A 9,175-nucleotide genomic window follows, 5' to 3' on the forward strand; every position below is an offset into this window, starting at 1 on the left:
CCGACCTCAGACCCCTGCGGCAGTCCAAGAACATCACCGTCACCGCCGCAGCCCGGCACTTCGGACTCTGGCCGACCGCCATCTCCGCCCTCGAACGCGGGATCCGCCGAGACGACGACCTCGCCCACACCTACCGCAACTGGCTCCAAGCCGCTTGACAGGCAATAGGAGCATCAATAATGCCCCGTCGCCGGACGGCGACACGGCCCCGAATCATGCAGGGCGGCTTCGGAGTGGCCCGGACCCGGACCGCCCGGCGGCGGGAGGTACGGGCTCAGACCGCCCGGTTGCGCCGCCGCGCCAGCTCGTCCGCGGGGTTGTGCCCGACCAGTGTCTCCCCCGTGTCGATACGCTCCCCGTGCAGCTGGGAGAGCGCGCTTTCCACGTCCCGCCAGACCACGCCCACGGCAATCCCGAAGATGCCCTGACCACCCTGGAGCAGGGCGTGGACCTCGTCGGGCGAGGTGCACTCGTAGACCGTGGCGCCGTCGCTCATCAGCGTCATGCGCTCCAGGTCACGGAAACCGCGTTCCCGGAGGTGCTGGACGGCGGTCCGGATGTTCTGCAGTGACACGCCGGTGTCCAGGAACCGCTTGACGATCTTCAGGACGACGACGTCCCGGAAGCTGTACAGCCGCTGCGTACCCGACCCGTAGGCGGGCCGCACGCTGGGCTCGACGAGGCCCGTGCGGGCCCAGTAGTCGAGTTGTCGATAGGTGATGCCGGCCGCCGCGCAGGCCGTCGGCCCCCGGTAACCGATCTGCTCGGACGCCATGGACGCCGCCCCTCCGCCGCTCGGTACGGCCGTCGGCCGTTGCGGGGCGTGATCGGCCGCGCCGCTGCCTGGATGGGGATACCCCCCGCTGGAGCGGAGCCGAGAGCTTGAGGGAGGGTACGGACCGCTCTCCCCGAAACCGCGTCCGGGGGCACCCCCAGCCGTACCGTCGCCGCTGCTTCTCACGCCGACCTCCGTCCTTGACCTGCCTTCACGACGGTAGGCAGTCACCAGGGGTGCGTCAACGATCGCCACACTCGCCACGCCGAGTGATAATCACCCTGAGAGTGGTTTCCCGTGCCCCACCGTGGGGAAAGGCTAGCCGAATGCGCTCGCGGGCAGCCGTAGGACGCTCTCACGGGCCGCCGACAATGGGATCACTGCCCATTACAGGCACCAGTCCAGCGCGGGGCCCCGGGTCCGGCAAGCCGGACGCCGGACTCACTGGCTGCTGGTGCCGAAGTCCTCGGGCGAGATCTGGTCGAGGAACTCGCGGAACTTCTCCACCTCGTCCTCCTGCTCGTCCGGAATGGCGATGCCCGCGTCGTCCAGCACCGTGTCACTGCCGTAGATCGGCGTTCCGGTGCGCAGGGCCAGCGCTATGGCATCGGACGGACGGGCGCTGACCTCGACCCCGCTGGCGAACACCAGCTCGGCGTAGAAGACGCCTTCACGCAGGTCCGTGATGCGTACTTCGGTGAGCTCCTGGCCGACGGCTTCCAGCACGTCCTTGAACAGGTCGTGGGTCAGCGGCCGCGCGGGAGCCATCCCCTGCTGGGCAAAGGCGATCGCGGTCGCCTCCCCCGGCCCGATCCAGATGGGGAGGTACCGGTCGCCGCCCACTTCACGCAGGAGCACGATCGGTTGGTTGGAGGGCATCTCGACCCGGACACCTACGACATCGAGCTCGTTCACACAGCAACCCTAGGCCGTGCCCGGGACGTTTGGGTAGTCGGGCAGGGAACGGGGGCGCGATCCGACGGAAGGGACACCGGCACCGCTCACGGCAACCGCACACCCAGGGCGGTCTTCACCAGCGCCGCGTGCAACCTGACGGTGAGCGTCGCCAGCTCCTTCGTACGGGCCTCGGCATGGGCCCTGGTCTGGGGGTTGCGGTGGCGCTTCAGCGGCGCCACCACTTGGTCGACGAGGCCCGCCTCGCGGTCGGCGGCGGCCTTCATCGCCCGAAGGTGGCGCGGCTCGATCCCGAACCGCCCCAGCTCGGCCACGAGGGAGGCCACGGTCACCGTCTCCGCGTCGAACGACCCGTCCTCCAAGGGGGCGACGAGCCCGTACGACTCCCACTCCTTGAGGGTGCTCTCATCGATCTCGGCGGCCGCCAGCAGATCCGCCCGCCCGATCCGGGCCGCCGCGGGCCGCTCGACGGGCTCCAGGGCGTCCTCGGCGTCCGGCTGCCGCCCCACGAACGGCAGCTGTACGGCCTCGCCCCGCTCCATGGCGTCAAGGTGCTCACGGATCACCTTGAGCGGCAGATAGTGGTCCCGCTGCATCCGCAGGACATGGCCGAGGCGCTCGACGTCGCCGGAGCTGAACTTGCGGTATCCCGAGGGAGTCCGCTGCGGCTCGACGAGGCCCTCAGACTCCAGGAACCGAATCTTGGAGATGGTGACCTCGGGGAACTCCTCGCGCAGCGTGCTCAGCACCGTGCCGATGCTCATCAGCCCACTGTCCCTGGCGGCGGTACCGTGCCCGGCACCGCCGCGCGGTGTTTGAAGCATGGACCTTCCCTGGAGTCCCCCCGGACGGTGTCCGGGGGGCTGGTCAGATGCCGTGCCGGCTCGCGTAGAAGACCAGCCGGTACTTGCCGATCTGCACCTCGTCACCGTTCGACAGAGCGACCTGGTCGATCCGCTCACGGTTGACGTACGTGCCGTTCAGACTGCCCACGTCGGCCACCGTGAAGGAGCCGTCGGGGGAACGCCGGAACTCCACGTGCCGGCGTGAGACCGTCACGTCGTCCAGGAAGATGTCGCTCTGCGGGTGACGGCCGGCCGTGGTCAGGTCCCCGTCCAGCAGGAAGCGACTGCCCGAGTTCGGGCCGCGGCGGACCACCAGGAGCGCCGAGCCCAGCGGCAGCGCGTCGACGGCCGCCTGCGCCTCGGGAGAGAGCGCCGGCAGCTGCGTCTGCCCGGTGGCCTCGGCGTCGTACGCCTCAAGGCCGGAGATGGAGATCGTGGACGTCGTCTCCGACGGCCGTTCGGCGGCGGCACCGGCACGCAGCGGCGCACCACAGTTGGAACAGAACCGGGCGTTCTCCGCGTTGCGGTTGCCGCACCTCGTACATACCAGGACCGACATGGACGGATCCTCCTGCCGCGGCTGTCCCCCCGGGGCATTGGACGCGTACGGGCCGGGGGCAAAGCCTCCACCCGCACTTGAGGTTGACGGTTGCCCGAAACCTATGCCGCCGGACTGGGCAGGGTCAACAGACGGCGCGCCCTGACCTCCGGAAATGTCGCCGCCCGGGCCACCCACCTGGTCCCGGAACAGCGGGCGCTGGCCCTCTGCGTCAGGCTGTGCGCGATGGCGGGCGGTCGCGTTGCCGCCGCTCTCTCGCGCGCTCTTGCCGAACAACTTCGCAAACAACTTCACGGGCGATTCCCCTTGACCGAAACAGACCCGCCCGTGGGGCAGGACGAACCCTGATTCCATACACCGGTCGACCCGGACATCCTCACAACGTCCGTATCCACCAGACAGTTTCCACCACGCACCACCCCTTCCGTGCGCCGACCCCCCGCAACCTCATGCCCCTGCCGGACCTCTCCCATGCACCCCCGATTCACTGGGAGGACGACCGAGCGTAGCCAGGCTGCTTCACCGGTCGCAAGGCGTCAACAATGATCTTGTCCGAGCGGTCTACTGTCACGGTGGCCTGCTCCTTCTCAAGAGTCTGCACCACGCCCCCCGGGATGTTGAGCGCCGGCTCAAGGTCCTGCGGCTTGCCGATGACCTTGAAACGATAGGGGGCGTTGATCTTGTTCCCGTCGACGCTCACACTGTTGTCGGAATCCGAGAAATACGTACCGGCGACGATCCGTACGTCATTGACCTGGATCGCCTCCGCGCCGGCCGCGCGCAACTCCTGGATCGCGTCGAGCAGCATGTCCGCCTGGACCGTTCCCTTCGTGTCATCGATCGTCATCGTGATACCGGGCCCCTGTGCCGCCACGGTGCCCGCCAGAATGCCGAGTTGCCGCTCCTTCTCAGCCGTCTGCTTGCGTGCCTCCTCGGCCTGGTCCGAGCTGTTCTCCAGCTCCTGACGCTGCCGTTCGAGTCCCGTCTTCTCGTCCTCAAGACGCTGCGTACGGTTGTCGAGTTCATCGAGGATGCGCACCAGATCCTCCTGGCGGGCGCCGCGCAGCGCGTTGTCGCTGTCGCTGTTAGACGCCACCTGCACGGCCAGCCCGAAGCCGAGGCCGAACAGCAGCAGGGCGACGATGAGTTGGGCCCGGGAGACGCGTGGTGGCCACAGGCCGTTGACCAGCCGCCGACGACCGGTCAGCTCCTGCTCGGACTTCTCCTGCCGGGGCTGCGCCACGGGACCCGGCGCGGGCACCTCGTCGGGCAGTTCCCTGCGCAGCCTGTTCTCCGGCCGCTCGTTCTGGTCGCTCATCGGCCTCACGCCCGGAACACATGCCGCCGGATGGCCGCGGCGTTGGAGAAGATACGGATGCCGAGGACCACGACGACGCCCGTGGACAGCTGTGCGCCCACGCCCAACTTGTCGCCCAGGAACACGATCAGGGCGGCCACGACCACATTCGAAAGGAACGAGACCACGAAGACCTTGTCGTCGAAGATTCCGTCCAGCATGGCCCGCAGGCCGCCGAAGACGGCATCGAGCGCCGCGACCACGGCGATCGGCAGATAAGGCTCGACGACCGCCGGAACCTCGGGACGAACCAACAGTCCGGCCACGACTCCCACGACGAGGCCCAGTACGGCGATCACGATGTGCCCTTCTCAGTGCTCGGCTGTGCTGTGCGTACGATCACACTCGGCGCGGCGGGCAGCCGGAGGTCGTTCTTCACAGAGATGTCGGCCCGGATGCCGTAGCTGTCCGCCAGGGCATGCAGATACAGCCCGTCGGCACCGTTCTGGAACCTGGTGCTGACCTTCTGGCCGTCCCCCACCGCCAGGACCGTGTAGGGCGGCACCAGTGGCTTGTTGTCGACCAGTATCGCCTCGCCCGCCGCCCTGATCGCGGACAGGGTGGTCAGCCGCTGCCCGTTGATCGAGACGGCCTCCGCGCCGGCCGCCCACAGCCCGTTGACGACCCGCTGCATATCACGGTCACGCACCCGGCCGGTGTCGGAGAATCCCGAGGTCGTGCGCGGGTTGCCGTCGCCGCCCGTGTTGGCTTCCTTGGCGTCGTTCACGACGAGCGTCACTCCGGGTCCGTGCACCGCGGTGGCGCCCGACAGGATCCCGACCAGATCGGTCTGCTCGCTGCCGCCGCTCTGCCGCAGCGCGGCCCGCTGACGGGCGCCCACATCATCGCGCAGCTTGTCGACGCTGCCCTCCAGCTTGTCCGCCGTCGCGGTCTCCCGGTCGATCCGGTCGAGCAGCTCCTGCCGCTCCTTGGCGACCACTGGGGCCGCCACGCGGGCCTGGGCCGCTCCGACGGTCACGACGAGCGCGGCGAGCACCAGACCGCCGGCGAGGCCGAGCTTCGCCCGGAGGGTCTTCGGCAGGCCCCCTTCGCCCTGGGTCTTCCTGCGGGCGGCGGCCTCGGCGTACCCGTCGTCGAGGCTGTGATCCATGACGTTGGTGATCAACGACATAGAGGCGTCCGGGCGCGCGGGCCGCGAGGCCGGCGTGCTCCGAACGGGGGGTTGCTGCGGCATGCCGCACATCGTCGCACGTCGCGAGCAGTACCTCCGAATGGCCCCACCGGCGTGCCGGACAGGCCCCCTTGGGGACACTTGTCCGGCACGCGCGCGTGCTGGGGGTTTTACCGTCCGGCGCTGTCCACGACGGCCGACCACTCATCGAGCAGGGCCTGGGCGGATTCGTCGTCCGGACCCTCCGCCCACAGGTGCGTGACCGCCTCGGCCGGGTCGGGCAGTACCATCACCCAGCGACCGTCCGTCTCCACGACCCGCACCCCGTCCGTGGTGTCGACGAAGCGGTCTCCGGCCTCCTCGACGACCCGCCGCATCACCAGACCCTTGACGGCCCAGGGCGTGGCCAGATCACGCTTCAGGACGTGCGCCCGCGGAATCCGCGCGTCGATCTGGCTGAGCGTGAGCTGCGTCCGGGCCACCAGCCCGATCAGACGTACAAAGGCCGCCGTGCCGTCGTAGACGCCGCTGAACTCCGGGACGATGAACCCGCCCTTGCCGTCGCCCCCGAAGATCGTCCCTTCTTCACGCCCCACGCGCGTGAGGTCGTCGGGAGACGTCGTGGTCCACTCGACCTGGGTGCCGTGATACGCGGCCACCTGCTCCGCGATCCGCGTCGTGGTCACCGGCAGCGCGACACGGCCGCTGCGCCGCTCCGCGGCCACGAGATCGAGCATCACGAGCAGCGCCCGGTCGTCCTCGATGATGCGGCCCTTCTCGTCGACGAGGGACAGCCGCTCGCCCACGGGGTCGAAGCGCACACCGAACGCGGCGCCGGAGGACGCCACGATCTCACCGAGCCGCACCAGCCCCGCCCGGCGCATGTCGCCGGTCTCCGTGGGCCGTGCCTCGTCCAGGCCCGGATTGATGGCCAGGGAGTCCACACGGAGCTTGCCGAGCAGGCTGGGCAGGACCAGGCCCGCACTGCCGTTGGAGGCGTCCACGACGACCTTGAGCCCCGACTCGGCGATCCCCGTGGTGTCGACGTTCCGCAGCAGCGACCCGGTGTACGAGTCGTAGACGCTGGCCGGGAAGTGCAGATCGCCGATCTCTCCGGGGAACGCCCGTCGGTACTCCTGCCGCGCGAAAACCCGGTCCAGCTTCCGCTGGCTGGCCTGCGAGAGATCGGCACCCTGCCCGTCGAAGAACATGATGTCGACCGAGTCGGGCACCCCCGGCGAGGTCCGGATCATGATCCCGCCGGCACTGCCCCGCGCGGTCTGCTGCCGTGCCACCGGCAGCGGCACGTTCTCCAGGTCCCGTACGTCGATGGCACTGGCCTGGAGCGCGGAGATGACCGCGCGCTTCAGGGCCCGCGCGCCACGCGAATGGTCACGGGCCGTCGTGACGGTCGCCCCCTTCTTGAGGGTCGTCGCATAGGCCCCGGCCAGCCGCACGGCGAGTTCCGGCGTGATCTCCACATTCAGGATCCCGCTCACGCCACGGGCACCGAAGAGGTGCGCCTGCCCGCGGGACTCCCAGATCACCGACGTGTTGACGAAGGCACCGGCCTCAATGGTCTTGAACGGGTAGACCCGCACATTGCCCTGAACGATCGATTCTTCACCGATCAGGCATTCGTCGCCGATGACCGCGCCGTCCTCGATCCGGGCAGCGCGCATGATGTCGGTGTTCTTTCCGACGACACAGCCCCGCAGATTGCTGTGCTGCCCGATGTACACGTTGTCGTGTACCACGGCCCGGTGCAGAAACGCCCCGCTCTTCACGACGACATTCGACCCGACGACGGTGTGCTCCCGGATCTCGGCACCGGCCTCCACCTTGGCGTAGTCGCCGATGTAGAGCGGTCCGCGCAGCTCGGCGTCCGCATGCACCTCGGCGCCCTCAGCCACCCACACGCCCGGGGAGATCTCGAATCCGTCGATCTCCACATGGACCTTGCCCTCAAGAACGTCGGCCTGCGCTTTCACATACGACTCGTGGGTGCCGACATCCTCCCAGTAGCCCTCGGCGACATAGCCGTATACCGGCTTGCCCTCCTTCATGAGCTGCGGGAAGACATCACCGGACCAGTCGACGGGAACGTCGGGATCCACATAGTTGAAGACCTCGGGCTCCATCACGTAGATGCCGGTGTTCACCGTGTCGGAGAAGACCTGCCCCCAGGTTGGTTTCTCCAGGAATCGCTCGACCTTGCCCGCTTCGTCGACGATGGTGATGCCGAACTCCAGCGGATTGGGTACCCGCGTGAGACACACTGTGACGAGCGCGCCCTTTTCCTTGTGGAAATTGATCAGGTCGGTGAGGTCGAAGTCGGTCAGCGCGTCGCCGGAGATGACGAGGAAGGCATCGTCCTTCAACGCCTCTTCGGCGTTCTTGACGCTTCCGGCGGTACCGAGTGGCTTCTCCTCATTGGCATAGGTGAGCTCCATTCCGAGTTCTTCGCCGTCACCGAAGTAGTTCTTGACGAGCGAGGCCAGAAACTGCACGGTTACGACGGTCTCAGTGAGCCCATGCCTTTTGAGCAGCCTCAGGACGTGCTCCATGATCGGGCGGTTGGCCACGGGCAGGAGCGGCTTGGGCATGCTTGAGGTCATTGGGCGAAGGCGAGTGCCTTCACCACCGGCCATCACGACGGCCTTCATGTCGGAAGCGTCCTCCTCCAAGAGACGACGGTCTAGCCGACTTCACCCGTCAAGATTGTCCCGCACTTTTCCGCCGAGGGCCATCGAGCCACTGCGTCCGGACAATCGCCGAGTTCAATCGGCCATGGTGTCCGCACGGACCAGACGGCGGACCTGCACCACGTAGAGCACTCCTGCCCACCAGTAGAGCGTCGTACCCCATCCTGCGAACGCCCATCCGAAAATAGCTGCGAGTGACGAGATCCAACCGCTTCCGTCACTGAGCAGGAGCAGCGGGAAGGCGTACATCAGGTTGAAGGTCGCTGCCTTCCCCAGGAAGTTCACCTGCGGTGGGGGGTAGCCGTGCCGTCTGAGGATGCCCACCATCACCAGGAGAACCAGTTCTCTCGCCAGTAGCACGGCCGTCAACCAAATCGGCAGGATCTCCCGCCAGGTGAGGCCGATCAGCGTCGAGAGAATGTAGAGCCGGTCGGCGGCGGGGTCGAGGAGTCGGCCGAGGCTGCTGATCTGGTTCCAGCGCCGGGCGAGCTTGCCGTCCAGGTAGTCACTGATCCCGCTCAGCGCGAGTACCAACAGCGCCCAGTCGTCGCTCTTGGGACCCCCGAACTCGGGCCTAAGGATCAACCACAGGAAGAGGGGTACGCCGACGAGACGCGCCATGCTGAGGATGTTCGGGATGGTGAGGACCCGGTCCGTCTGGACTCGGGTCTCCTGGACCTCCACCCGGGGGCCTCCTGTGGGAAACGAACCAACGATGCTCCCTGAGCCTACCTCAACGCAAAAAAGCTCCGGCTCTCGGGCTGTATGCCCAAGAGCCGGAGCTTTAAAGGGAGTTCGGCGGTGTCCTACTCTCCCACAGGGTCCCCCCTGCAGTACCATCGGCGCTGTAAGGCTTAGCTTCCGGGTTCGGAATGTAACCGGGCGTT

Annotated in this window: 9 protein-coding genes and 1 rRNA gene; all 10 read right to left on the reverse strand. The window is 67.8% G+C overall.

Annotated features, from left to right (window positions below; genetic code table 11):
• Positions 1 to 274: 274 nt before the first annotated feature.
• The gene (locus tag ACWEKM_RS44765; RefSeq protein ID WP_451627066.1) at positions 275 to 961 is read right to left on the reverse strand and encodes a MerR family transcriptional regulator; all 687 of its coding nucleotides are present in this window, start codon (positions 959 to 961) and stop codon (positions 275 to 277) included.
• Positions 962 to 1,216: 255 nt separating this feature from the next.
• Entirely contained in the window at positions 1,217 to 1,690 is a 474-nt protein-coding gene (locus tag ACWEKM_RS44770) for a bifunctional nuclease family protein (RefSeq protein WP_026253112.1), read from the reverse strand.
• 86 nt (positions 1,691 to 1,776) lie between these two features.
• Positions 1,777 to 2,514: a transcriptional regulator FtsR gene (gene ftsR / locus ACWEKM_RS44775; protein WP_451627067.1), complete on the reverse strand. Its 738-nt coding sequence runs from the start codon at positions 2,512 to 2,514 to the stop codon at positions 1,777 to 1,779.
• 43 nt (positions 2,515 to 2,557) lie between these two features.
• The gene (locus tag ACWEKM_RS44780) at positions 2,558 to 3,448 is read right to left on the reverse strand and encodes an FHA domain-containing protein (protein ID WP_451627068.1); all 891 of its coding nucleotides are present in this window, start codon (positions 3,446 to 3,448) and stop codon (positions 2,558 to 2,560) included.
• A gap of 130 nt (positions 3,449 to 3,578) precedes the next feature.
• Positions 3,579 to 4,412, reverse strand: a complete 834-nt coding sequence (locus tag ACWEKM_RS44785; RefSeq protein ID WP_451627069.1) for a DUF881 domain-containing protein — start codon at positions 4,410 to 4,412, stop codon at positions 3,579 to 3,581.
• A 5-nt stretch (positions 4,413 to 4,417) separates the two neighbouring features.
• Positions 4,418 to 4,750: a small basic family protein gene (locus ACWEKM_RS44790; RefSeq protein ID WP_003988855.1), complete on the reverse strand. Its 333-nt coding sequence runs from the start codon at positions 4,748 to 4,750 to the stop codon at positions 4,418 to 4,420.
• Complete coding sequence (locus ACWEKM_RS44795) at positions 4,747 to 5,583, reverse strand: DUF881 domain-containing protein (protein ID WP_451627072.1); 837 nt, start codon at positions 5,581 to 5,583, stop codon at positions 4,747 to 4,749. The genes ACWEKM_RS44790 and ACWEKM_RS44795 overlap by 4 nt, the downstream gene beginning before the upstream one ends.
• Positions 5,584 to 5,753: 170 nt before the next feature.
• Positions 5,754 to 8,249: a sugar phosphate nucleotidyltransferase gene (locus tag ACWEKM_RS44800; protein ID WP_451627070.1), complete on the reverse strand. Its 2,496-nt coding sequence runs from the start codon at positions 8,247 to 8,249 to the stop codon at positions 5,754 to 5,756.
• Positions 8,250 to 8,363: 114 nt separating this feature from the next.
• Positions 8,364 to 8,972: a CDP-alcohol phosphatidyltransferase family protein gene (locus ACWEKM_RS44805; protein ID WP_451627071.1), complete on the reverse strand. Its 609-nt coding sequence runs from the start codon at positions 8,970 to 8,972 to the stop codon at positions 8,364 to 8,366.
• Between the two features lie 109 nt (positions 8,973 to 9,081).
• Positions 9,082 to 9,175, reverse strand: a 5S ribosomal RNA gene (gene rrf / locus ACWEKM_RS44810); the annotation flags it as partial.

The organism is Streptomyces sp. NPDC004752 (assembly GCF_053601275.1).

What these genes read in the sequence shown, in the direction of transcription:
- ftsR (WP_451627067.1), bottom strand. Translation starts at nt 2,514, where the DNA reads ATGCTTCAAACACCGCGCGGCGGTGCCGGGCACGGTACCGCCGCCAGG.
- ACWEKM_RS44785 (WP_451627069.1), bottom strand. Translation starts at nt 4,412, where the DNA reads ATGAGCGACCAGAACGAGCGGCCGGAGAACAGGCTGCGCAGGGAACTG.
- ACWEKM_RS44800 (WP_451627070.1), bottom strand. Translation starts at nt 8,249, where the DNA reads ATGAAGGCCGTCGTGATGGCCGGTGGTGAAGGCACTCGCCTTCGCCCA.
- ACWEKM_RS44780 (WP_451627068.1), bottom strand. Translation starts at nt 3,448, where the DNA reads ATGGAATCAGGGTTCGTCCTGCCCCACGGGCGGGTCTGTTTCGGTCAA.
- ACWEKM_RS44795 (WP_451627072.1), bottom strand. Translation starts at nt 5,583, where the DNA reads ATGTCGTTGATCACCAACGTCATGGATCACAGCCTCGACGACGGGTAC.